The following is a 21,410-nucleotide window of genomic DNA, read 5'->3' as shown; positions in this document are numbered from 1 at the left end:
CGACGATGAATCCCGGACCGCATGACGTCCTGAGCCGTATCCTTTCCGCATGCAAGGCCGAACGCGCCGTGACGGCAAGTTTCCGGCTCCACGCACCGTGGGCGTTGTACTCGGCCGGCACCGAGGGCGCGCTGATCCGCATGTGTACCGGGCACGGGTACTGGATCTGCGCCGATAGTGGCACGCCTGTCGAGATTGGTCCGCGCGATATCGTCATGCTGCCGCGCGGCACGCCGCATACGGTGTCATCGAAACGGGACCCCGGTGATGGCGTCATGCCCTTCGCCGATCTGCTGAAGGCGCACATGATCGGCCGCCATGGCGGCCATCCGATCGAACTGACATATGGCGCAGACGGCACGGGCACCGCGGACGTCCCACCCACGCAACTGTTCTCCCTTCACCTGTGGATGCCCACGCTTGACGTGGGCGCTATCCCAGCGGAATTGCCAACGCTGATCGTGCTGCGTGCCGACGAGCTTCCGCTGGCGCACACGCTGGCAAACACGATGGAACTGCTGGTGCAGGACTCGCTGTCTCAGCGTCCGGGCTGGCAATTGTCCGCGGCACGCATGGGCGACCTGCTGCTCGTGCATATCCTGGGCGAGTATCTGCGCACGCCCGCCGCCGCGCGCCAGGGCACGCCGAACGTCCTCGACGACCCCGGCATTGCGCGTGCGGTTGCGGCCATGCACGAGGCGCCGCAACAGGACTGGAGCATCGGCCAGCTCGCCGCCGTGGCATACCTGTCGCGCACGGTGTTCGCCGAGCGCTTTTGTGCGCTGCTGGGCGTGCCGCCGATGCAGTACCTGAGTGCATTTCGCATGAACCTGGCCGCCGAACGGCTGCGCCAGCCGCATGTACGGATCGCCGAGGTCGCCGAAGCGACGGGCTATGCCCAGCAATGCCACCTCCTTGTTTGCCAGCGAGGGCGATTGAGGGGAATTATTGGGCGGTGGCCATGCTGTGCTCAACCTCCGGAACGCCGGATTCGGGCACTGATCGTCCGGATCTGCAGCGTGTGGCCGCGCGGAGGCGTCAGGGCGCCGATGCGTCGCGCCGATATTGGGTGGGCGATACGCCAATCCAGCGTTGGAACGCGCGTGAGAATGCTTTCTCGGATGCACTGGCACAGGCTGGTGTGCGGGTGACGATGCTAGAGAAGCAGCAGGAATGGCGATTCCAAAGTTCCGGCATCTTTATCTATCACAACGGACTTGCGGCGCTCGGCAGCCTCGGGGTACTGCCGGAGATCGTGTCGAGTGGCTTTGCCATTGCCGATGGCCGGAATATCTACCTGGACGAGCGCGGCCAACCGATCACCGAAACTTTCTATCCGTCCCGTCATCCGGACATTGCGCCGATCGTCGGTATTCGCCGGGCCGAAATGCACCGCATCTTCGCTAGCCGACTCGATGCGCTGCGCGTCGATATCCGCTTGGGCACCACCGCTGTCCGGATCGACCAGAAAACGGCAGAGCACGTCACCGTTGCACTCTCCGATGGCACCTCGGGCCAATACGATCTTGTGGTCGGGGCGGAAGGCATTCGCTCGGAGATCCGCCGCCTGGTCGCAGGCCCGCTGGAAGGTCTATACCGGACTCGGCGTCTGGCGCAGCGTGCACAGGCGACCGAAGGACCTCCTCGAAAAAATCATGATGATGGGTACCGGCAAGCGGCTCGGCATCATGCCGATCAGCGATGACCAACTGTACTTGTTCGGCACGCTGCCTGAGCCCGCCGGGCAATGGTATGAGCGGACCGATTGGCCGGCGCTGATGCAAGCCCGTTTTGCGGAGTTCGGCGGCCCGGCGCGCCAGTTCCTGGACGCGCTCTCTGCCGACGCCGAAGTGCTCTACACCGCCGTGGAGGAGGTCGCTGCCCCGCTGCCCTGGCACCGTGGCCGTGTAATCATGATCGGTGACGCTGCGCACGCCTCAACACCCTTCATGGGACAAGGCGGCGCGATGGCACTCGAAGATGCGGTGCTGCTGGCGGAGATGCTGTCGCGCGACGTCGACGTGGAGGCCACGCTGCGAGCCTTCGGTGAGGCACGCTATCCCCTATGCAAGTTTGTGCAGGACACCTCGCGTAAAGTCGGCGAGGCCGGGGCACAGGAAGACGCGGCCATCCTGGGGGCGCGCAACGAGACGATGCGGCGCACCGCACAGCGGCCGGTGGACGAATTCTACGCGCGGATGGATGCGCTACGCAGTCAATTGCCCTCGGCGCAGTGCGTCTGACAGAGGGGTACAGCCGCACCTCCCCGCGCAGACTCGAGCTTGCTGTCGTCCTCGCGATGGTGGCCGACGAATTCGATCACCCCGTCGAGGTCACGCATATCTCAGATGCATGCCTACTCCCCAGTCGCTAGCGCAGGCGCAGCAAGAAGGCACCGCTGCCCGAACGGTGGGACAGGTGGGGCGCTGCGAGCGACTGAGGGGCCGAATGGGCGCGCACGTCCCGTTTCCTTGGGGGACCGCGCCGTGATCCGGCGCAGCCCCGTTTCCTTCCGCGCTTAGCCCATGTGTGCGCCGGTGACGGCAACCACCTTGGCCCAGCGCGCGATCTCGCCTTGCAGGAACTGCGTGAACTGGGCGGCGTCGTTGCCCACCGGCGTCAGGCCTTCGCCGGCCAGCCGCTTGCGCATCGCCGGCGACGCCACCGCGGCACGTACCGATTTCTCGAGTTGCGCCACCAGGTCCGCCGGCATGCCGGCAGGGCCAAGCAAGCCATACCACGAGCTATATTCGAAGTTCGGCACCACGTCGGCAATCGGAGCCAACTGCGGGAACGCGGGCAGCCGCTTCAGGCTGCTGACCCCCAGCCCCTTGACCTTGCCGGCCTGCAACAGCGGCTGCACCGTGGCCACATTGCCCAGCAGCAGGTCCGCCTGGCTGGCCACCACGTCAGCCACGGCGGGTGCCGCGCCCTTGTAGGGCACGCTGACGAGATCGATGCCGGCCTCGTGCTTGAGCATCTCGCCAGCCAGGTGGTTGGCGCTGCCAATGCCGGCCACGGCAATGCTGAGCTTGCCGGGCCTGGACTTGGCCAGCGCAATCAGCTCGCGCACATTCTTCACCTCCAGGTCAGGCCGCGACACCAGCAGCAGCGGCGAGGTGGCAATCAACGAGATCGGCGTGAAGTCCTTGAGCGGATCGAATGGCTTCTTGTCGAACAGCGCCGGATTGATCGCATGGCTGGTGTAGCAGAGTAGCAGCGTGCTGCCGTCCGGATCGGCCTTGGCTACCGCCGTGGCGGCGATATTGCCGGCCGCGCCACCGCGGTTCTCGACGATGAAGGCATGCTTGCTGCGTTGTTCCAGTTCGGCGGCCAGCGCGCGCGCCACCAGGTCGGTGCCGCCGCCCGGCGTCGCGCCGACCAGCAGTTTGGTGACTGCTGGCGCGGCGCGCAGGCTGGCGGGCAGCATCGCACCGGCGGCCAGCAGGGCGAGGAAGTCGCGTCGTTGCATGGTTTGTCTCCGTTTCTCTCGTTATCGTCTTGCGATTGGGGGATCGCTTGTGCGCGCGGTTCAGTCAGGAAATCCGTACAGCAGGGCCGGGTTGTCCACCAGGATGCGGCGGCGGACATTGGCGTCCGGCACCCAGCCGGTGAATTCATCGATCAGCGCACCGTCGTCGGGCACCTGCTGCGGCGCATTGAGCGCCGGATGCGGCCAGTTAGTGCCGAACAGCAGGCGGTCAGGCCGGGTCTCGACCAGCGCGGCGACGATCGGGGCCATGTCGGCATGCCCCGGGCCGGCGTCGGAGCGGCGATACCAGCTCGAGATCTTGGTCCAGCAGTCGTCGCGCTCGCGCAGCAGCCGCAGCATGGCCTGGAAACCACGGTTGCCCGGGCCCTCCGCGCCACGCACGCAGCCCATGTGATCGAACACCAGCGGCACCGGCAGCCGCATCAGCTGCGGCTCCAGTTCGGCGATCTCGTCGGCATGCAGCACATGCACCTGCACGTGCCAGCCGAATGGGCGGATCCGTTCGGCGAAATGGGCGATGGCCTGGGTCCCGCCATAGCCTTTCACATGCGTGGAGACGCGAACGCCCCGCATGCCGCCGGCATGCAGGGCCTCGATCTCAGCCGGGGTAATGTCGGGATGGAGCCCGGCCACGCCGCGCGCCCGCTGCTGGCCGATCGCCGGGATGACGTCCAGCGTAAGCCGGTTGTCGGCGCCGTAGACGCTGGCGCTGACCTGCACCGTGCGCGTCAGGCCGACCAGCCGGCACATCGCGAGGTATTGATTCAGCGTGGCGGGCGCGGGCGTGTACGAGCGCTGCGCCACCAGCGGATAGATGCGCGGATCGTCGTAGACGTGGCAGTGGCAGTCGGTTGACCCGGGCGGCAGCACCAGCGCAGGGCGCGATACCTGCACGCGCGGTGGCAGGCAGACCGGCGGCTGCGTGTCGATTGTCTCGGTCATACAGCCCCTCCTAGTTCGACACGGTGATATGGGCGTCGCCGATCACCTGGCTCCATTTGGCAGTCTCCTGCCGCAGCGTCTTGTCGAAGTCCGCAGGCGGGCCAGCCTGCACGTCGGCGCCAAGCTCACGGAACTGCCTGGCCGTACTGTCGCGCGCCAGCGTCTTCTGCAGCGCCGCGTTGACCCGTGCCAGCACTTCCGGCGGCGTGCCCTTGGGGAACATCAGTCCGGTGGTGGTGGCGGCCTCGAAGCCGGGCAGGCCGGCTTCGGCCAGCGTGGGCAGGTCCGGCATCAGCGAAGAGCGTTGCGCGGTGGTCACGCCCAGCGCCTTGAGCTTGCCGGCGCGGATCTGTGTCAGGGTGGAGGCGAGCTGGTCGAAGGTCAGGTCGACGTGGCCGCCGAGCAGGTCGGCCACCGCGAGGCTGCTGCCCTTGTAGGGCACGTGCAGCAGTTTTGTGCCGCTCTGCTTCTGGAAGTATTCACCGGTCAGGTGCGCGGCGGTGCCAACACCGGCAGTCGCCAGCGTCAGCTTGCCAGGCCGCGAGCGCGCATAGGCGATGAAGCCGGCCAGCGTGGTGGCCGGCACCTTGGGGCTGACTACCAGCACCAGCGGTGCGCGCGCAATCGGGCCTGCCGAAACCAGGTCGCGCTCGGGTGTCAGCGTGGCGGCGGGATTCAAGGCCTTGAGCGGAGCCAGCGCACCGGTGGACGCGAGCAGCGCGGTGTAGCCGTCGGGCGCGGCGCGCGACACCGATTCCGCGCCGACCAGGCCGGCGGCGCCGGCGCGGTTCTCCACCACCACGGTCTGGCCGAGCGATTCGGACAGGCCGGCGGCGACGATGCGCGCAGTGGCGTCGATATTGCCGCCGGGCGGGAACGGCACGACCAGCTTGATGGGCTTGTCAGGGTAGGCGGCGGCCGCGGTGGCGGCGACCGCACAGAGCATGGCGCCAAGGAAAGCGTGCAGGCGGTTGGTCATATTGTCTCCCCCAATGTCGTTCTGGGTCTGGTAATGGGTGCGGCGGGACGGCCCGGATGGGTCAGTCGTCCTCCGCATAGCGGCGGCCGGCATCGAGTAGTTGAGGCGTGCCGATCAGCCGGTTCAGTGCGTCGAAGTCGTTCATTTCCTCCATGAAGGCGCGCGTGCTGCCGTCGGCCCTGAGCCCGGCGAAGTAGCGCTGCAACTGGTGCGAGGCGAAGCGCACGGTGCCGCCCGGGTATATGACGATGCGGTACCCGCGCTCGCCCAGCTCCGACGCGCTCTGGATCGGCGTCTTGCCGCCCTCGACCATATTGGCCAGCATCGGCACGCGCGCGGCGAAGCGGCCGCAGACGCTGTCCATATCGCCGGCCGACACCACGGCTTCGATGAAGAGCGCATCCACGCCGCAGGCGAGGTAGGCCTCGGCGCGTTCGATGGCGGCGTCCAGGCCTTCTACGGCGACCGCGTCGGTGCGCGCGAGGATCAGCGTGCCTTCATCATGGCGCGCGTCCAGCGCGGCCCGCAGCTTGCCGCACATTTCACGCACCGGCACCAGCGACTTGCCGGCCAGATGGCCGCAGCGCTTGGGAAAACCCTGGTCTTCCAGTTGGATCATCGCGGCGCCGGCGCGTTCGAAGGCGCGCACGGTGCGTTGCGTATTGAGCGCGTTGCCGTAGCCGGTGTCACCGTCCACGATCACCGGCAGCGACACGCGATCGGTGATGCGCGCCAGCACGTCTGCGGTCTCGGTGGCGGTGGTCAGGCCGACGTCGGAACGGCCCAGGAGGGTGTAGGCGACGGCGCCACCCGACAGATACAGCGCCTCGAAACCGGCCTGCTCGGCCAGCAGTGCGCTGAGCGCATCGTAGACCCCCGGCGCCAGCACCGGCTCGCGCCGGCGCAGGCGCTCCTTCAGCGAAGGCACAGGCTTGGCGGCGGCGTTCATGCGGCAGCTGCCTCGGATGCGCTGGCACCCTGCCCGGCCAGGATGCGTGCCATGTCTTCCTGAATCAGTTGCGGACGCCAGGTTTCGAACAGCATGCCGAGCGCGGCCGCCTGACGTTTCTCGTAATCCAGGAAGGCCTGCGTGATGGCGCTGCCACGCACGCCGCCGCGCACCGATCCGGCACGCACGTCGCCGTAGTACTCCTTCCAGTCCTCGGGCAGCGGTTGCGAGCCCGGCACGGCCAGCCACAGGCGGAACAGGTGACGCTTGCGGTCCGGCTCGTCATGGTCTTCGAACGGCGTGCGCGAATGCAGCGTGACGTAGTTGTTCAGCAGCTGCATGTCGCCTTGTTCCAGCTCCATGGTGAAGCAGAGCTCGTCGCTGGGCATCAGTTCGTCGAGCAGGTCCAGCGCCTCGACCTGTGCCGGCGTCAGGCGCGGCAGTTCCGGGAAGTCGCGCTGGGCAGCGACGGTGTTCTTGCGGTTGGTGCGCGCCGAGAAGAATTCAGGATGGCTGCCGAAGATCGCGCAGCGGTAGTACGGTGGCTGCGACGGATCCTGTGTGCTCTGGTAGCTGTGGAAGAACGGGCCCTTGAGCACCGGGATCAGGTCGGGGCGGCGCCGCTGCACTGCCTCATACAGTGCAATCGAGCTGATCACCTTGCTGGTGCCGCCGGACCTGGCCGTGCGGCGGCACAGCAGGCCCACCACATCGCAGGAGTCCTGGTGGAAGTCGAGCCCGGCATTGGTGTTATAGCCGCGACCGCCCTTGACCTTGTACTCGCCGCCCTCATTGCGCACGTCGTTCATGAACTGGCTGGCGCGGTTCTGCGTGCGGCCCACGCCCATGTAGAGGCTCATGCCCCAATAGGCCAGGCGCGCTTCTTCCTCGTTCCACTCGTCGACGGGGAAACCCTTGACCAGGCACATGCCCCAGCCGCCCTGCGTGATGTCGATGGCCCGCTCGAGCACGCCGCGCGCGGCCTCGTTCAGCGGGAAGTCGGCCTGTTCCATGTCCAGCAGCGGCTTGCCCAGCGCCCTGGCATGGTCGAGCGCGTCGCGCATGCCCTGGATCTCGGCCTCGGTCATGCGCAGGATCCAGCTACGGTCTTCGCGGGCCTGGCGGGCGGTCCAGGGCAGAGGGCGTTGGGATGTGGCGATGGCTGACATGTCTGGGGTCTCCTCCGTTTGTGTGCGTGACGTTGGAAGCCAGTCTATCGATGTCGCCTATCATTAGAAAAGCGAACATATTTGAGTTTCTTCGTAAGAGTTTTTGATGAAGATTGAGACCTTCCATACCCTTGAGGCGGTGCTGCAGACTGGCACCTTTGCGGGCGCAGCCCGCCAGGCCAACGTCACGCCAAGCGCCGTCAGCATGCAGATGAAGCAGCTCGAGCTGTATCTGGGCAAGCCGCTGTTCGATCGCTCCGGGCTGCAGGCGCGGCCGAACCAGCTTGCCCACGAGGTGGCCGACACCCTGCGCCAGGCGCTGCAAGGCCTTGAGGCGTTGCGGGCCGGCGGCGGGCTCGTGGTGGAAGGCGTGGTGCGGCTGGGGGTCATCGAATCGCTGCAGCCGATCGTGCTGCCCGGCATCGTGCGCTATGTCCGGGAGCGCCATCCCCGGCTCGAACTGCGCCTGGTGCGCGGGCGCAGCAGCACGCTCACGGCCTCGGTCAAGGCCGGGGATATCGATGCAGCACTGGTGGCGCAACCGCCATCGGGCGGCTCGGCCCGGCTGCGCTGGACGCCAATGTTGCGGCGCGAGCTGGTGATGATTGCACCGCCCGGCGCGACCGAGACCAACGTGGCGTCCCTGTTCCGCCTGTACGACTGGATCCGCTATGACCGCAATACCGTCTCGGGCGCGATGGCGGCGCAATTCGTGCATGCGCACGTGTCCGAGATCCGCGGCACCCTGGAATTCGACAGTGCGCCGGCCATCGTGGCAATGGTCAGCGGGGGGCTGGGGGTGTCGATCCTGCAGGGCCCCGATCCCACGCTGGTGCAGAACTACCCCGTGCGCCTGGTACGGCTGGGCCGCGCGGCGCCGGTGCTGACCTTGTCGATGGTGACGCGCAAGGGCGATGACGATAACCGCTCGGTGGAGGCGGTGCGCGATGCGATGCGGCTGACGCTGGGTGCCTACCAGCGCCAGCAGGTGGCCGGGCGGCACTGAGGCGCGCCGGGACCCGTCTCATGAATGTCCGCTTAGGGTCCCCGCCATTTCGACAGGTCTACCGCGCGTTCAGCCGCTTTTCTGACAAGGCGTCGAGTCGGATCACGAGATCGACGCCGCTTTCCATGAAATCGATCGGTAGTCCGCCCCGTCGAACTTCCGCCAGGTCACCCAAGCATCCGCAACAGATCGGTGTATGAGACCAGCTTGCGTTTCTCATTGGAAAGCGTCTTTCGTTTGGGCGCCGGGCGGGTTGGTTGGCCGCGCTCAAACTTGGCGGCGGCGCGAGCGCCCTCGCGCGCGTAGGTCCGCGCGGCCTTGGCTTCCGCCTTCAGGCGTTCGGCTTCTAGCCGCGCAGCAGCGCGTTCCTCCCGGACAACATCCTGCACGGCCGACATGATTTCGGCTCTTAGCAGATCGCGCCTTTGCTTGGCAGCGGCACGGGCAGCCTGCAATTGCTCTTTCCTCTGCCGCAGCCAGTCTTTCCGGTTGACCGGTGCAGGCCTGGCCTCTGGCGGCACGCTCAGGCGCAAAGCCCTGCTGATTGCAACTCTCTCGGTCCGCAGCGTCCGCCGCGTTTCCTGCTTCGCATCACTCACGCTGCATCACTCCCAGCATCACATAGATGCGGTCCATGCGTCACCAGTTGAAGTCCATGAACTCACCCGGCCAACCTTACCATAGGACGCCATTTCGGGCTTGGATGACGGAGGCTAGACATCGGCAAACCGCGGCGACCGGCGGTTCCCGGCCTCGGCCATTCGTCCGCCGAGCTTCCGATGATCAAATCAAGGTCTTGATCGGCATAGGGGGCGGCGGCTACCCGCCGAAGGTGGCGCTGTCGAATCTCGTCGCGTCGCTGAAGGGCGTGTCATCACGTATGCTCCGACAGCAGTTTGGAGACTTTCATCTGTGGCTGAAGCGGCGGGGCGTGTTGTGGTCGCCTTCCTATATCGCGTCATCGTGCGGCGGTGCGCCGATAGATATCCTTCGGCAATACATTGAGGAACAGCAAGCGCCCTACTAGGACGCCTGCGGCGTCCGTGCTCTCGACACCGGACTAAACTCCGGGGCTTCCCGCACATCTGGTGAGCGGTCACGGGCCTGAAAAGTGAGGGCGCAACTGGTTCTAGTATTTCCCCCTCAACATCGCGCCGTGCCATCCAAGTTACGTTAAAATCACTTAAATGCGCGCCATTGGACAGGCGCAATCATTCGCTTGGCGTTGTCTGCCGTGTTTGCACGGCGGCGGCGCAGAAACATGCTCATCAGCGCGCGAAATCTCCGGTTTGCGACAGGTCTGCTCGCTTATCCAGCAGCGATTCCCACGGTACGCCAGCGTCCCAGCGCTCCACCAACAGATCGATGAAGGCCCGGATGCGTGGGGACATGTGTCGCTTGCTGGGATAAAGCACACGGATAGGGTCGGGTTGGGGACGATAATCCTCCAACACCTCCACCGCGTTGCGTCTTTGCTGGAAAGTGGCGAACTTGTGGAGAAGATGACGACCGATCCGCGCGAGCCGACCGTGTCGTATGTCGCGTGGCGCAGTGATCGAGAAGGACGCGCACTGCAGTGGTGGCTGGAGAAGTTGCGGCAGCCCCGATTTGCCGGGCGCTTGCTGCGCGGGACGGCATGACAGGCGCAACAACGATAGTGATGCGATATTCTGGACCGGCGGCTGACAAACACCGCGCGGAATGGCTGAAACCGGTCTTATGACGCCAGTCGTCAGCGCAGAGCGAGACTCCCGCGCACCAGGTACGCGTGACGTCTGCTCATCCCCAATAACTTCACTACGGCGTGATATTCCCGGCACGGGCTATCGCCTTGTTCGCTTCGATGCCCTCGTTCACAGCGGCGGCGAAATCTCGGCCGAACAAATTACCAGGCGTGGAGGACTGCTGCTCGCGCGCGTCACGACGCGCCAGTAGCCATCGAAGTGCTTAAGCGGCACATTTCCAGCCGGTCGCGGCGCGCCCGCGAGAAACCAACGCGAAATCTGCCGCTAATTGGGAGTGAGCGGGCGGCATATTTTCACCGCGCAGTTGAGACGCGGAAATCGCTAACGCTTTCGAGTAGCGAGGCGAGGTGACGAATCGTCGACTCAGCCTGCCGACCAGACACCAGTTGGACGTTGATCGGCATGCCTTCTCGGCTGGTGGCCGAACCGGATAGACAAGCCCGGAAGACCCGTCACGTTCCATTACGAAAGATCGGTCGCTTTGTCGATAACGAGCCTGTACTGGAACGAAGCGCCGGTGAGCGGTCGCTTGCAGGCCAATCCAACATTGGAACGTAGGCTCAATGACTCATGTGGCTCGGACACGGCGGGTCGCCGTCTATATCGCCGCTCCCCCAGCGGTAGGCGTTACAGCAGTGTCCGGACAACTTCCTGCGGAATGTACTGAGCGCGCAGTCGCCTTCCGAGATCATGGTCGCCCTCGGTTGCGCGGCAGGGTACAGGGGGGCGGGCGAAGTTGACGGAAGACTGTTAATGGACTATATTCGGTCTACCCATGCCATCCACAGGAGCCGTGCGATGCGAATCGCCGATCACGTCAAGCCGATCAGCTATCTCAAGAGTGAAGCCGCACAGATCGTCAAGGACCTCGCTGAATCCGGTGAACCGTTAATCATCACCCAAAACGGCGAAGCCAAGCTTGTTGTCCAAGACGTACGCAGCTACGAATCCGACCGGCAGACATTGGCCCTGCTGAAGATCCTGGCCCTTGGGCAAAAGCAGATCGAGCAGGAAAAGTTTTCCGACATCGATGATGTGTTCGCAGAACTGGACGAACTGGACCGACAAGAGAAGCGGCGCTGATGGCCTCCAAATTGCTGCGGGCGAAGCTTCTCGACAGCGGTAAAGCCGAACTGAGGCGGGTGCGCCGCTACGTTGTGGACGCATTTGGAATGACCGTCTGGGAAGACTCATATGCTCAGATCCAGGCGTCCATAACTCGCATCCGGGAGTTTCCGGAATTCGGTCACATTGTCGATGAACTCAGTGGGCTAACCGCGAACAGGTTCCGCGAAGTGCATTGCGGAAAGAATCGAATTATCTATGAAGTCAGGGACGACACCATTTATGTGCACTTGATCATAGATCAGCGTCGGGATCTAACTGCCCTGCTGCAAAAGATCATCCTGCATGTGTGAGAAGAGACGATCGGCGTCGCGATCGGTTGGTATGGATTATTTTCCCTGAGTCGAAGGCTCACCGCTACAGAACGGTGAGGCTCTCTTTTTCAACTAGCCAAGGCAAAGGCCAATCACCCTAGTTGGGCCGGTCGAAAAACGACGAATTTAGTGGGGCTTTCAACAGGACGGGGCCGATTGGGCGCGACAGAAGCGTCGCCACGGCGCCGCCCACATGCCAGCCATCCATCTCGGACTCGTAGTGGTTATGCACCAGTCGATCCAGGCATAGCACTTCCACGCCGTCGGCGTTCACCGTGCCAAGCACTTTGGCTACCGTCAACCGACAGCTGCTGCCCTTGCGCTTTACCATCACAATGCCGTCTCCAACGGTGATGGCGTATTCGCCGACTTTCACCGGGAAGAAATGACCGTCAAAAAGCTGACCTGAACCGCGCCTTTCTCGACGTGGCATTCGGCGAGATTCGTCGCCAGATCGAACAAGAGCGTGTGGTATGGGACAACGCTAGTGACGGCGGATCGCTTCTTTCCTAGCTCAAAGCGTTGCCCATGCTGCGGTGAGGTAAATTCGGCTTTGGCGCTAAAGGATCGAGAGGCTTCGGCCTGGGAAATGCGTACCCGTTTCTGCGAGGTCACGGAAGTGTGCTCGCGGTCCGAGCCTGCCGCACCAGCAGGGTGTTCATCACCGAATACCAGGGAAGGCCGCCTGCATCGTGAGAAAGAAGTAGTGGTCATCCTGGAAGCCGTAGGCCACGCGCTTGACCACCTTGATCCGGTCTCGAGCTCGCAGGCTGTATTCATATTCATGACCGCTGCACGTAGCCGGGCACATCCGTCAGGGCCGCGCCGATCAAAGAATTGGGCGGATGTCCTCGCGCGAACGCCCATGCTCCACCCACAGCACCCGCTTGCTCGACCGCTCGCCAATGACCGTGGCGTAGCGGCGTCCATTCTGAATGGCAAACTCGTGCATGGCGAGAACCGTGACGCCGCTCAGGTCCGCCGGCCCCAGTTCCTACTCGAAGTGGCGCTGGTCATGAAGAGAGTCTCTTCAGAACCCTTTTCACCACCGGGAATTACCGTGCTCAGATGTGGCAAGCACTGTGCCTAGACGAAACAACGTGGAGCTTGGAAATCGATTACGCCACGGACAATCTCGCGCATCGCCAGAATCAACGGCCGGGTGTCATCACGGCGCCACTGCACTGCATAGTGAAGCGGCTCCAGAGCGTCGCTATCCGGCAAGATTCGGAGTGCTCCCCGTTCGACAAGTGCGTCAGCCCACAACCTCGGAACGAATCCGAAACCGAGCCCTTCAACCAGCATTCCAACGACAGCGCCCCAGCTATTGCACATCAGGCGCCGCCCGACCATGAGCCCACGGCGCGCCAGCCATTGGTCGAGCACTCTCGTCCCCCCGGCACCAACGGGGAGCGTCAGCAACGTCTGCGCTCCCATGAGCACCCGCGGTTCGTCAGTGCCGGCCATCTGGAGGAACGACTGGCTAGCGACCCACGCAAAGTCCACCTGACCAATCCTCTCGGCTGCCAAGCTGCTGCGGGTGGACGGCCCGGCGAGAACGCCGATATCCAGCTCCCCGTCATGGAGGCGCTGCTCAAGGACCTGCCCGATATCGAGATGGGGCTCCAGCAATAGGCCCGGGTGGCGTGACGACACTTCACGCACGAGCTTGGGCAACCAGGTAAGTCCGCTCAACTCGCCCAAGCCGATACGGCATCGTCCAATCAAGCCCTGACGCTGCCCCGCCGATTGCCGCAACTCTGCGGCGGCGTGCAGCATCGCGCGAATCTGCGGCAGCATCTGCTCGCCCTGGACGGTCAGCTCGGCGCTTCGCCCGCTGCGGTCGAACAGCGCTACGCCCAATGACGCCTCCAGCTCGGCAATCCGTTTTGAGAGAGACGAGACCGACAGGTGGACGCGCTCCGCCGCCACCGTGAAGTTCACGCAGGTTGCCGCCCAGTAGAAAGCTTCGAGTTGCTTAAGCGTCATGGCAAGTCCCAACGACCGATGGTCGATATTTTCCAAAAAGCGAAATTATATCTTCGTTATTTTTCGCTTTTATCGTTGCGTGCAGGTTGTTAGATTTGCTCCAACCTATAGGAATCGCTCCCATGTCAGCCGCTCCCCTCGACGAGGCCGCACAGACTACTGCACTTCAACCCGGTGGCAAGGATACGGTTGAAGCAAGTGACCACGACATCGCCTGGCTGAAGCAGCAGGTGTTGTCGCTGAAGGACTTCGAGCCGCTGGCTCGCAAGCGGCTGCCCAAGCCGCTGTACGCCTACGTAAGCGGCGCGGTCGAGGACAACATCTCCCTGGGTCAGAACCGACGGTCGTTCGAGGAAATCGCACTGCGACCACGCGTGCTGGTCGGCGTCTCTACGCGGGACCTGAGCTTAACCTTGTTCGGCCAGCGATATGCCGCGCCATTCGGTCTCGCACCCATGGGCATCTCCGCGCTGTTCGCGTACCGCGGGGACGTCATCATGGCCCAGGCAGCTTGCCAGGCGTCCGTGCCGGCCATCATGAGCGGTTCGTCCCTGATTCGGCTCGAAGAGGTCATGGAAGCCGCTCCAGGGACCTGGTTCCAGGCCTACTTGCCCGGTGACATGCGCCACATCGAAGGCCTGCTTGCGCGGGTTGAAGCGGCCCGGGTCGAGACCCTCGTCATCACAGTGGATACGCCCGTGGCGGGCAACCGCGAAAACAACGCACGCGCGGGCTTTTCCACGCCGCTACGGCCTAGTGCAGCCCTTGCCTGGCAAGGAATCACCCATCCGCGCTGGCTGCTCGGCACCTTCGCCCGAACCCTGCTGCGCCACGGCGTGCCGCACTTCGAGAACGCCTACGCCCACCGCGGTGCACCCATCGTCTCGCGCGACGTGCTGCGGGATTTCTCGGACCGCGCCCATTTCACCTGGGACCACCTGGCGACCATCCGTCGCCGCTGGCGGGGGCAGCTAGTCGTCAAGGGCATCCTGACCGCAGAAGATGCGCGCCTCGCTCATCAGCACGGCGTCGACGGCATCATCGTGTCCAACCACGGTGGCAGACAGCTTGATGGCGCCATCGCTTCAATGCGAGCCCTGCCTGAAATCGTCGAGGCTGTCCCGCAACTGCCTGTGATGCTCGACAGTGGCGTGCGTCGCGGCACCGATGTCATCAAGGCACTCGCCCTGGGTGCCCGCTGCGTTTTCATTGGACGACCGTTCGCCTATGCGGCGACGGTCGGTTCCCGCCATGGCGTTGCACATGGCATCGACCTGATGCGAGCCGAGATTTCTCGCGACCTGGCCATGCTGGGCATCACTCGCGTGACAGATGTTGATGCGCATTGCATCCAGCGCCCCCTTCTTAACCGAGTTGCAACTTCCAATTGATTCCAACAGGCCCTTCACGGCCGACACAGGAGACAGAACAATGACTTCGCCGCATGGTTTTCGCATCCACCCGCGTCCCGCACACCTTGTCAGTTCCTCGCTGATGGAACGGTACCGGAATTTCCCCGTCGCCAATGTCAGCGACGCGATGAGCCGCACGACCGGAACCAGTCAGCTGCGCCCGTTTCACCGCCGCGATGGCAACCTGGTCGGACGAGCGCTTACCGTTCGCACGCGTCCGGGCGACAACCTCATGGTCCACAAGGCGATTGACCTCTCTGGCCCTGGTGACGTTATCGTAGTAGATGCGGGTGGCGTGGGACCCAATGCCATCATCGGCGAGATCATGCTTGCGCTCGCAATCTCGCGCGGAGCCGCCGGCTTTGTCATCGATGGCTTGATTCGCGACAGTGACACGATTGGCAAGGAGCCACTGCCTGTCTACGCGCGCGGTGTCTCGCACCGTGGCCCCTATAAGGATGGTCCGGGTGAGCTCCACGTACCGGTCTCCATCGACGGCATGGTGGTCCGACCTGGCGACCTGATTATTGGCGATGGTGATGGACTGCTGGTGGTTCCCGCCGAAGAAGCCGAAGCGATAGCGGTCCACGTGGAAGAGGTACAGCGAACCGAAGCCCGCATTCTTGAATCGATTGCACAGGGCCGCGCGGACCGCGCCTGGGTGGACCGCTCGCTGGTTGACAAGGGGGTACTGTGAGCCAGTCCATCACAACAATTCAAGGGCAGCGTCAGGTAGTGCGCTTTGACTACTGGCTCGACCCCGCCTTTAACCGGATTGTGGGCGAACACCCAGGCGTCAGTCTGCACACATGCCAACGCGAAGGCGCCGACGACGAGGCTTGGGCACGCCTGTCTCAGGCACACGTGTACCAGATTACGGCCGCCAAGGACGAACTGCCCCGACGCTGGTTCGTTACCGCGGAACTGCTTGCGCGTTGCCCGAATCTCATCGCGGTGTCATCAAGCGGGTCCGGCTGCGACACGATTGACATCGATGCCTGCACGGCGGCGGGCGTTGCCGTGATGAACCAGGCCGGCGGAAACGCCGATTCTGTGGCTGAAATGGCAATGGGATTGATGTTGTCCGTCATGCGACGCATCGCCGAATCCGACCGCCGCATGAAAGCGCATGGCACAGGAAGCCGCGAAGACCTGATGGGCCACGAACTACGCGGGCGCACGCTGGGTCTGGTCGGGGTCGGACATGCAGGAAGTCGTGCTGCAGCACTTGGCCGTGCTTTCGGCATGCGCGTGATTGGCTATGACCCCCTTCTCGATAGTGCGGAGATGGCCAGGCGAGGCGCCGAGTTTGTCTCCTTCGGCGAGTTGCTGCGCACCGCTGACATTGTTTCACTGCACTGTCCCCGGGACGCCAGCACCCTGGGGATGATGAATGCCGACACCTTCGCGACAATGCGCCGTGGAAGCATATTCGTCAGTACGGCGCGTGGCGGCATCCACGACGAACAGGCCCTATATGCCGCGTTGTCGTGCGGCCATCTTGCCGGAGCCGGTCTGGACGTCTGGGACCAGGAACCGCCACCGCCAGGCCATCCGCTCCTGACCCTTGAGAACGTCGTTGCCACCTTCCACACGGCCGGAGTAACGCATGACGCTCGTCGCAGGAACGCGACGTTGGCCGCCACGCAAATCGTGGAGCTGCTCGCAACAGGCGAGAAGCCCGAGCGCCTTGTGAATCCCGAAGTCTGGCCCAGAGCGAGGCAACGGATAGAGGCCGCCTTGCTCGCTGCCGCCAACTGACTAAGCAATAGCCACAACAATACGCCGGCTTCATGAGGGCCGGCGAGGAGACCAAACCCATGCATCCCACTCCCGACTCCCGTCGTCGGCGTCTATCCGTCCTCCTGGCTGCGTGCTCGCTCGCCGGCATGGTTGGCGCTCTGGCGCCAGTCGCAGCCAGGGCCGAAGCCGCACCATGGCCGAATCGCCCAATCGAGATGATTGTCGCGTACGCTCCTGGCGGCGGCACCGACCTGGTTGCCCGCTTGCTTGCACGACATCTCGAGAAGGAGCTAGGCGCAACCATTGTGGTCCAGAACAAGCCAGGCGCGGGTGGCGCCATTGGCTTTGCCGAACTGGCACGCGCCGCACCGGACGGCTACACCATCGGCTTCATCAACACGCCGAACCTGCTGACTATTCCGATTGAGCGCAAGACAACGTTCACCTGGAAGAGCTACGACCTCATCGGCAACCTGGTGGACGACCCGGGCGCATTCACCGTCAGCCAGTCCAGCAACATCGATTCTTTGGCCACGCTCGTGAAGTACGCCAAGGCGAACCCGGGCGCGGTCACTGTAGGCACCACGGGCGTGGGCTCAGACGACCATCTCGCCATGCTGTTGTTTGAAAAGGCTTCCGGCGTAAAGATGACGCACGTGGGCTACAAGGGCGCCGGCGAAGTCCGTGGCGCCCTGACTGGTCAACAGATTACGATTGGCGCCATCAATGTGGGCGAGGCATTGGCGTACCAGAAGGGTGGCACGCCACTTAAGTTCCTGGGACAGATGGGAGCTGCACGCGCGGTACTTGCGCCCAATGTGTCAACCTTCCGCGAGCAGGGCTACAACATCGAGCTGGCATCCTTGCGCGGGCTCGCCGCGCCCAAGGGCCTGCCGGAACCGGTAAGGAAGAAGCTTGTCGCCGCCATGGCGAAGGTTGCCGCGGACCCGCAGTTCAAGCAGCAAGCCGATGCCATGTTTGCACCGCTGCGCTACCTTGGTCCTGCCGCGTATGGCGCTGAACTCGAGCGAGGTGAGGCGGGCTTCCGTCAACTGTGGAAGGAGATGCCATGGCAGGAAATGTAAGTCGGCTTCTCCGGACAGCGGCTGGCTCCGCGACACTCGCCTGGTCCACTCTCTTGTTGGCGCAGACGGCGTTGCCGCCCGGCCCGATTACCATGGTCGTCGGATGGCCTGCGGGTGGCCCCTCGGACGCCGTTGCCCGTCTGGTGTCTGCGCAAATGTCCAAGGCGCTGGGGCAGTCCATCGTCATCGACAACCGTGCGGGGGCGGGCGGCAACATCGGCACGGATGTCGCCTCTCGCGCGAAACCGGATGGCAGCACCATCATGCTTGCCACGGTCGCCTCGCACGGCCTGAATTCCGCGCTTTACAGCCGGCTGAACCACGACCCGATCAAGGACTTTGCGCCGATTGGCCTGATTACGACCTCACCGGGCGTGATGCTCGTTCCCAAAGACTCTCCCTATCGCTCTGTCCAGGAACTGATTAAAAAGGCGCGCGCTCAGCCTGGTCAGCTGAACTTCGGCTCAGGCGGTGTCGGCTCAAGCCAGCATCTCGCGGGCGCGGTGTTCAGGAAGCTGGCCAACGTCGACATAGCACACATCCCGTTCAAAGGCACCGCCCCTGCAATGACCGACCTGATGGCCGGCCGAGTCGACTTCGTCATCACGACGGGAGCGCTTCCCTTCATCCGCTCTGGCAAGGTTCGTCCGCTTGCTGTTGCCGCGCACCAGCGACTGCCAGCGCTTCCCGACGTGCCAACCTTCGACGAAGCCGGTGTGAAGGCGTTCTATACCGATTCCTGGTACGGGTTGGTGGCGCCAGCGAACACGCCAAGGCCGGCGCTGGAGAAGCTAAACGCTGCGCTGAACCAAGCATTGCGAGACCCTGAGCTTCAAAAGCAGTTCTCGGAGCAAGGCTCATTGCCAGTCGAGCCGATGGGTGTCGATGCGTACTGGACCTTCGTCAAGAAGCAGATGCCTATCGCTGCAGAACAAGTTCGCATCTCCGGGGCAAAGGCGGACTAGAGAAGACTCGACAATGGGAATGGCTTGGGACGCCGGCGTTGACGCCGCGTCCCTCGCCGGCGAGCCAGCCAACCGAGAGTTGGCGCTCGGCGTCGGACATCCTGACATCGGTACGCGTTGCCCGGTGCAATTCCGGGACGACTGCTGCCTGCTGGCTGGCGAACTGCACCAAATGCCGGGAACTCCGGCACGAGGCTCTCCATCATGTTGAACACCAACTCGTACAGCGCGACCTCCACCACCTGGCCTTCGCCGTCATTGCATTCGCGAGCCGCAAGTTAGCAGGAGGACTCGGCATCCGAGCCCCCTTCGTTTGTCAGAACGACCTTGGCATGCCAAGAATGTGTTCGCCGACATACGACAAGATAAGGTTTGTCGAAATCGGCGCAACTTGATAAAGACGCGTCTCGCGGAACTTGCGCTCTACATCGTATTCCGCGGCGAAGCCGAAGCCACCGTGGTACTGCAAGCAGGCGTTGGCGGCTTCCCAGGATGCATCGGCTGCCAGCAGCTTGGCCATGTTAGCTTCCGCGCCGCAGGGCTGATGCTCGTCGAACAGCCTGGCAGCCTTGAAGCGCATGAGACTTGCCGCCTCCACATTGACGAATGCCTTGGCGATGGGGAACTGGACGCCTTGATTCTGGCCGATGGGGCGACCGAACACCACGCGCTCGTTGACGTACTTGGTCACCTTGTCGATGAACCAGTAGCCGTCACCGATGCACTCAGCTGCAATCAGCGTACGTTCGGCGTTCAGACCATCCAGGATGTACTTGAACCCCTTGCCCTCTTCGCCGATGAGGTTCTCCGCCGGAATCTCCAGATTGTCGAAGAAGAGCTCATTGGTCTCATGGTTGACCATGTTGATAATGGGCTGGACCGTCATGCCGTTCCCAATGGCTTCGCGCAGGTCCACGAGGAAGATGGACATCCCTTCTGACTTCTTCTTGCATTCCGCCAACGGGGTGGTCCGCGCCAGCAGAATCATGAGGTCGGAGTGCTGGACACGCGAAATCCAGACCTTCTGCCCGTTCACGACATACTTGTCGCCTTTACGCACCGCTGTAGTCTTGATTTTTGTCGTATCGGTGCCGGTCGTCGGCTCCGTAACGGCCATCGATTGCAGGCGCAATGCTCCGCTCGCAATCTTCGGAAGGTATTCCTTCTTTTGCGCTGCCGAGCCATGGCGCAGGAGCGTACCCATGTTGTACATCTGCCCGTGGCACGCGCCGGAGTTGCCCCCGGCGCGGTTGATTTCTTCCATGATGACCGACGCTTGCGTCAGGCCGAGACCCGACCCGCCGTACTCCTCGGGAATCAGAGCAGCTAGCCAGCCGGCGGTCGTCAGTGCATTGACGAACTCTTCCGGATAACCCCGGACTTCGTCAATCTTGCGGAAGTACTCCGAAGAGAACTGACCACACAAATCGCGGATAGCTTCGCGGATTTCTTGATGTTCATCGACTTTGTTCAGCACGACAGTCTCCCTGTAAGTTCGTTTAGCCAAGTTCGGCAGTAGCAGTCATCGCAAGGGCACCGCCATCCTGGCGAATCCACAGTTCAACAGACTTCCCGTCCACGCTTCGCTTCCCGCAGACGTAAAAACGCTGGGGCACGAAGGTGGGGCGAACTCCCTTGAAGGAGAAACTGCTGACCGTGGCGTCAGGCAAGTTCCTGCGCACCAGGTCAAGGAGCAGCACGGCTAACAACGGGCCGTGCACAATGAGGTCAGGATAGTGCTCGACAGCAGTCACATACGGGTGGTCATAGTGAATTCTGTGACCGTTGAAGGTCAGGGCGGAGAATCGGAACAGCAGCACTGGGTCTGGCACCACTTCGCGAGACCAGTCTTCGTCGGTACGCGCAGCAACCGGCTCCGGACCCGTCGCATTTGGCGAGGCTTCTTCCCTGTAGACGATGTCATGCTCTTCGGTCACCGCAAGACCCTGCGCCCCGGAATACTGGTGCTCCACGGTAACGAAGGCCAGCGACCCCGTCCGCCCTGTTTTGGCATTCACGTCCAGAATGGTGGACTTCTTCGATACCGTCTCACCTACGCGCAGGGGCTGATGAAACCGCAACCGCCCGCCAGCCCACATGCGTCGCGGCAGCGGCACCGGCGGCAGGAAGCCGCCTCGCTTGGCATGGCCGTCAACGCCCAGCTCCGACTGCCTGTGCAACGGCAAGAAGTACAGCCAATGCCAGAGAGGGGCGAGTGCGTCTCCGGGAACCGGTGCGGGGTCTTCACGGTCCACGGTCGCGGAGAGCGCCTTGACGGGGAACGCGGTTATCTCGTCGTGGGACTCGGTTGAATTACCGACCCACTCCTTCAGCTTGGCAGTGTCCATGAACGTCTCTTCGGTCTGTTTTCCTAGGCTCCCACTATGCACGGGCTACAGGCAACTTCCCATTCGCAAGTTCGGAACGAGCCTTTCGGCTGCACAGAAAACATCGAGCATGCGCTTATCCGAATGGCGCGTTCGGAAAAATCGGA

At 63.4% G+C, this 21,410-nt stretch carries 23 protein-coding genes and 3 pseudogenes; 13 read left to right on the top strand and 13 right to left on the bottom strand.

The annotated features are described in order from the left end of the window. The first annotated feature begins 5 nt into the window (after positions 1–5). From AB4Z48_RS27925 to AB4Z48_RS27915, 3 genes are read left to right on the top strand one after another with little or no spacing between them, the layout of a single operon-like run. Positions 6–1,151, top strand: a complete 1,146-nt coding sequence (locus tag AB4Z48_RS27925) for a cupin domain-containing protein (protein ID WP_441619976.1) — start codon at positions 6–8, stop codon at positions 1,149–1,151. Positions 1,152–1,153: 2 nt separating this feature from the next. Beyond that, on the top strand, positions 1,154–1,705 hold the full coding sequence (locus tag AB4Z48_RS27920; protein ID WP_441619974.1) for a hypothetical protein: 552 nt from the start codon (positions 1,154–1,156) through the stop codon (positions 1,703–1,705). After that, positions 1,656–2,243 (top strand): FAD-dependent monooxygenase, encoded by a 588-nt coding sequence (locus tag AB4Z48_RS27915; protein WP_441619973.1) that lies wholly within the window; start codon positions 1,656–1,658, stop codon positions 2,241–2,243. The genes AB4Z48_RS27920 and AB4Z48_RS27915 overlap by 50 nt, the downstream gene beginning before the upstream one ends. A gap of 275 nt (positions 2,244–2,518) precedes the next feature. On the opposite strand, the gene AB4Z48_RS27910 is transcribed toward AB4Z48_RS27915, so the two are convergent. From AB4Z48_RS27910 to AB4Z48_RS27890, 5 genes are all read right to left on the bottom strand, one after another. Beyond that, a complete protein-coding gene (locus AB4Z48_RS27910) occupies positions 2,519–3,472 on the bottom strand; it encodes a tripartite tricarboxylate transporter substrate binding protein (RefSeq protein ID WP_441619971.1) in 954 nt (317 codons plus the stop codon). Positions 3,473–3,532: 60 nt separating this feature from the next. Further along, positions 3,533–4,435 carry an amidohydrolase family protein gene (locus AB4Z48_RS27905; RefSeq protein ID WP_441619970.1) on the bottom strand — a complete coding sequence of 301 codons (903 nt, stop codon included), beginning with the start codon at positions 4,433–4,435 and terminating at the stop codon, positions 3,533–3,535. A 10-nt stretch (positions 4,436–4,445) separates the two neighbouring features. Next, positions 4,446–5,414: a Bug family tripartite tricarboxylate transporter substrate binding protein gene (locus AB4Z48_RS27900; RefSeq protein WP_441619968.1), complete on the bottom strand. Its 969-nt coding sequence runs from the start codon at positions 5,412–5,414 to the stop codon at positions 4,446–4,448. 61 nt (positions 5,415–5,475) lie between these two features. Beyond that, positions 5,476–6,363 carry an isocitrate lyase/PEP mutase family protein gene (locus AB4Z48_RS27895; RefSeq protein WP_441619966.1) on the bottom strand — a complete coding sequence of 296 codons (888 nt, stop codon included), beginning with the start codon at positions 6,361–6,363 and terminating at the stop codon, positions 5,476–5,478. Next, positions 6,360–7,532: a TauD/TfdA family dioxygenase gene (locus AB4Z48_RS27890; protein WP_441619964.1), complete on the bottom strand. Its 1,173-nt coding sequence runs from the start codon at positions 7,530–7,532 to the stop codon at positions 6,360–6,362. The genes AB4Z48_RS27895 and AB4Z48_RS27890 overlap by 4 nt, the downstream gene beginning before the upstream one ends. A gap of 106 nt (positions 7,533–7,638) precedes the next feature. On the opposite strand from AB4Z48_RS27890, the gene AB4Z48_RS27885 reads away from it, so the two are divergent. Beyond that, positions 7,639–8,538: a LysR family transcriptional regulator gene (locus tag AB4Z48_RS27885; protein ID WP_441619962.1), complete on the top strand. Its 900-nt coding sequence runs from the start codon at positions 7,639–7,641 to the stop codon at positions 8,536–8,538. A gap of 167 nt (positions 8,539–8,705) precedes the next feature. On the opposite strand, the gene AB4Z48_RS27880 is transcribed toward AB4Z48_RS27885, so the two are convergent. Next, a complete protein-coding gene (locus AB4Z48_RS27880) occupies positions 8,706–9,137 on the bottom strand; it encodes a hypothetical protein (RefSeq protein WP_441619961.1) in 432 nt (143 codons plus the stop codon). Between the two features lie 179 nt (positions 9,138–9,316). On the opposite strand from AB4Z48_RS27880, the pseudogene AB4Z48_RS27875 reads away from it, so the two are divergent. Next, positions 9,317–9,565, top strand: a pseudogene (locus tag AB4Z48_RS27875) (transposase); the annotation flags it as partial. A gap of 241 nt (positions 9,566–9,806) precedes the next feature. Here the strand turns inward: AB4Z48_RS27875 and AB4Z48_RS27870 are convergent. Next, positions 9,807–9,929: a hypothetical protein gene (locus tag AB4Z48_RS27870; RefSeq protein ID WP_441619959.1), complete on the bottom strand. Its 123-nt coding sequence runs from the start codon at positions 9,927–9,929 to the stop codon at positions 9,807–9,809. A gap of 66 nt (positions 9,930–9,995) precedes the next feature. Here AB4Z48_RS27870 and AB4Z48_RS27865 point away from each other — a divergent pair. From AB4Z48_RS27865 to AB4Z48_RS27855, 3 genes and pseudogenes are all read left to right on the top strand, one after another. Beyond that, a pseudogene (locus tag AB4Z48_RS27865) lies at positions 9,996–10,178 on the top strand (LysR family transcriptional regulator); the annotation flags it as partial. 903 nt (positions 10,179–11,081) lie between these two features. Beyond that, positions 11,082–11,366: a type II toxin-antitoxin system Phd/YefM family antitoxin gene (locus AB4Z48_RS27860; RefSeq protein ID WP_029049528.1), complete on the top strand. Its 285-nt coding sequence runs from the start codon at positions 11,082–11,084 to the stop codon at positions 11,364–11,366. Then, on the top strand, positions 11,366–11,701 hold the full coding sequence (locus AB4Z48_RS27855; RefSeq protein ID WP_441619957.1) for a type II toxin-antitoxin system RelE/ParE family toxin: 336 nt from the start codon (positions 11,366–11,368) through the stop codon (positions 11,699–11,701). The genes AB4Z48_RS27860 and AB4Z48_RS27855 overlap by 1 nt, the downstream gene beginning before the upstream one ends. Before the next feature lie 118 nt (positions 11,702–11,819). Here the strand turns inward: AB4Z48_RS27855 and AB4Z48_RS27850 are convergent, their stop codons facing one another. The 3 genes from AB4Z48_RS27850 to AB4Z48_RS27840 form a co-directional block, all read right to left on the bottom strand. Beyond that, positions 11,820–12,155, bottom strand: a complete 336-nt coding sequence (locus tag AB4Z48_RS27850; RefSeq protein ID WP_441619955.1) for a hypothetical protein — start codon at positions 12,153–12,155, stop codon at positions 11,820–11,822. Positions 12,156–12,551: 396 nt separating this feature from the next. Further along, on the bottom strand, positions 12,552–12,674 hold the full coding sequence (locus tag AB4Z48_RS27845; RefSeq protein ID WP_441619953.1) for a hypothetical protein: 123 nt from the start codon (positions 12,672–12,674) through the stop codon (positions 12,552–12,554). Positions 12,675–12,808: 134 nt separating this feature from the next. Next, the gene (locus tag AB4Z48_RS27840; protein WP_441619951.1) at positions 12,809–13,711 is read right to left on the bottom strand and encodes a LysR family transcriptional regulator; all 903 of its coding nucleotides are present in this window, start codon (positions 13,709–13,711) and stop codon (positions 12,809–12,811) included. A 122-nt stretch (positions 13,712–13,833) separates the two neighbouring features. On the opposite strand from AB4Z48_RS27840, the gene AB4Z48_RS27835 reads away from it, so the two are divergent. The 5 genes from AB4Z48_RS27835 to AB4Z48_RS27815 are packed head-to-tail and all read left to right on the top strand — an operon-like array spanning position 13,834 to position 18,916. Next, positions 13,834–15,102: an alpha-hydroxy acid oxidase gene (locus AB4Z48_RS27835; protein ID WP_441619949.1), complete on the top strand. Its 1,269-nt coding sequence runs from the start codon at positions 13,834–13,836 to the stop codon at positions 15,100–15,102. A gap of 40 nt (positions 15,103–15,142) precedes the next feature. Next, positions 15,143–15,820 (top strand): RraA family protein, encoded by a 678-nt coding sequence (locus tag AB4Z48_RS27830; protein ID WP_441619947.1) that lies wholly within the window; start codon positions 15,143–15,145, stop codon positions 15,818–15,820. Further along, positions 15,817–16,884 (top strand): hydroxyacid dehydrogenase, encoded by a 1,068-nt coding sequence (locus AB4Z48_RS27825; RefSeq protein ID WP_441619945.1) that lies wholly within the window; start codon positions 15,817–15,819, stop codon positions 16,882–16,884. The genes AB4Z48_RS27830 and AB4Z48_RS27825 overlap by 4 nt, the downstream gene beginning before the upstream one ends. 59 nt (positions 16,885–16,943) lie before the next feature. Further along, the gene (locus tag AB4Z48_RS27820; protein WP_441619943.1) at positions 16,944–17,951 is read left to right on the top strand and encodes a tripartite tricarboxylate transporter substrate binding protein; all 1,008 of its coding nucleotides are present in this window, start codon (positions 16,944–16,946) and stop codon (positions 17,949–17,951) included. Next, a complete protein-coding gene (locus AB4Z48_RS27815) occupies positions 17,936–18,916 on the top strand; it encodes a Bug family tripartite tricarboxylate transporter substrate binding protein (RefSeq protein WP_441619941.1) in 981 nt (326 codons plus the stop codon). Before AB4Z48_RS27820 ends, AB4Z48_RS27815 begins: the two co-directional genes overlap by 16 nt. 98 nt (positions 18,917–19,014) lie before the next feature. Here the strand turns inward: AB4Z48_RS27815 and AB4Z48_RS27810 are convergent. The 3 genes and pseudogenes from AB4Z48_RS27810 to AB4Z48_RS27800 all read right to left on the bottom strand — a co-directional run. Continuing rightward, positions 19,015–19,194, bottom strand: a pseudogene (locus AB4Z48_RS27810) (CoA transferase); the annotation flags it as partial. A 38-nt stretch (positions 19,195–19,232) separates the two neighbouring features. Further along, positions 19,233–20,393, bottom strand: a complete 1,161-nt coding sequence (locus AB4Z48_RS27805; RefSeq protein ID WP_441619939.1) for an acyl-CoA dehydrogenase family protein — start codon at positions 20,391–20,393, stop codon at positions 19,233–19,235. A 22-nt stretch (positions 20,394–20,415) separates the two neighbouring features. Beyond that, a complete protein-coding gene (locus AB4Z48_RS27800) occupies positions 20,416–21,264 on the bottom strand; it encodes an FAS1-like dehydratase domain-containing protein (protein WP_441619937.1) in 849 nt (282 codons plus the stop codon). Between the last annotated feature and the right edge of the window lie 146 nt (positions 21,265–21,410).

The organism is Cupriavidus sp. 2TAF22, from assembly GCF_052115045.1.
GTDB lineage: Bacteria > Pseudomonadota > Gammaproteobacteria > Burkholderiales > Burkholderiaceae > Cupriavidus.
Note: the sequence above shows the minus strand (reverse complement) of the source record. Positions and strands in the feature narration are given on the sequence as shown.

Coding starts and splice junctions, on each gene's coding strand:
- AB4Z48_RS27925 (WP_441619976.1), top strand. CDS start 6: ATGAATCCCGGACCGCATGACGTCCTGAGCCGTATCCTTTCCGCATGC.
- AB4Z48_RS27845 (WP_441619953.1), bottom strand. CDS start 12,674: ATGCACGAGTTTGCCATTCAGAATGGACGCCGCTACGCCACGGTCATT.
- AB4Z48_RS27920 (WP_441619974.1), top strand. CDS start 1,154: ATGCTAGAGAAGCAGCAGGAATGGCGATTCCAAAGTTCCGGCATCTTT.
- AB4Z48_RS27910 (WP_441619971.1), bottom strand. CDS start 3,472: ATGCAACGACGCGACTTCCTCGCCCTGCTGGCCGCCGGTGCGATGCTG.
- AB4Z48_RS27915 (WP_441619973.1), top strand. CDS start 1,656: ATGATGATGGGTACCGGCAAGCGGCTCGGCATCATGCCGATCAGCGAT.
- AB4Z48_RS27885 (WP_441619962.1), top strand. CDS start 7,639: ATGAAGATTGAGACCTTCCATACCCTTGAGGCGGTGCTGCAGACTGGC.
- AB4Z48_RS27800 (WP_441619937.1), bottom strand. CDS start 21,264: ATGGACACTGCCAAGCTGAAGGAGTGGGTCGGTAATTCAACCGAGTCC.
- AB4Z48_RS27835 (WP_441619949.1), top strand. CDS start 13,834: ATGTCAGCCGCTCCCCTCGACGAGGCCGCACAGACTACTGCACTTCAA.
- AB4Z48_RS27890 (WP_441619964.1), bottom strand. CDS start 7,532: ATGTCAGCCATCGCCACATCCCAACGCCCTCTGCCCTGGACCGCCCGC.
- AB4Z48_RS27830 (WP_441619947.1), top strand. CDS start 15,143: ATGACTTCGCCGCATGGTTTTCGCATCCACCCGCGTCCCGCACACCTT.
- AB4Z48_RS27850 (WP_441619955.1), bottom strand. CDS start 12,155: ATGCCACGTCGAGAAAGGCGCGGTTCAGGTCAGCTTTTTGACGGTCAT.
- AB4Z48_RS27860 (WP_029049528.1), top strand. CDS start 11,082: ATGCGAATCGCCGATCACGTCAAGCCGATCAGCTATCTCAAGAGTGAA.
- AB4Z48_RS27840 (WP_441619951.1), bottom strand. CDS start 13,711: ATGACGCTTAAGCAACTCGAAGCTTTCTACTGGGCGGCAACCTGCGTG.
- AB4Z48_RS27905 (WP_441619970.1), bottom strand. CDS start 4,435: ATGACCGAGACAATCGACACGCAGCCGCCGGTCTGCCTGCCACCGCGC.
- AB4Z48_RS27870 (WP_441619959.1), bottom strand. CDS start 9,929: ATGTCCCCACGCATCCGGGCCTTCATCGATCTGTTGGTGGAGCGCTGG.
- AB4Z48_RS27895 (WP_441619966.1), bottom strand. CDS start 6,363: ATGAACGCCGCCGCCAAGCCTGTGCCTTCGCTGAAGGAGCGCCTGCGC.
- AB4Z48_RS27815 (WP_441619941.1), top strand. CDS start 17,936: ATGGCAGGAAATGTAAGTCGGCTTCTCCGGACAGCGGCTGGCTCCGCG.
- AB4Z48_RS27820 (WP_441619943.1), top strand. CDS start 16,944: ATGCATCCCACTCCCGACTCCCGTCGTCGGCGTCTATCCGTCCTCCTG.
- AB4Z48_RS27900 (WP_441619968.1), bottom strand. CDS start 5,414: ATGACCAACCGCCTGCACGCTTTCCTTGGCGCCATGCTCTGTGCGGTC.
- AB4Z48_RS27855 (WP_441619957.1), top strand. CDS start 11,366: ATGGCCTCCAAATTGCTGCGGGCGAAGCTTCTCGACAGCGGTAAAGCC.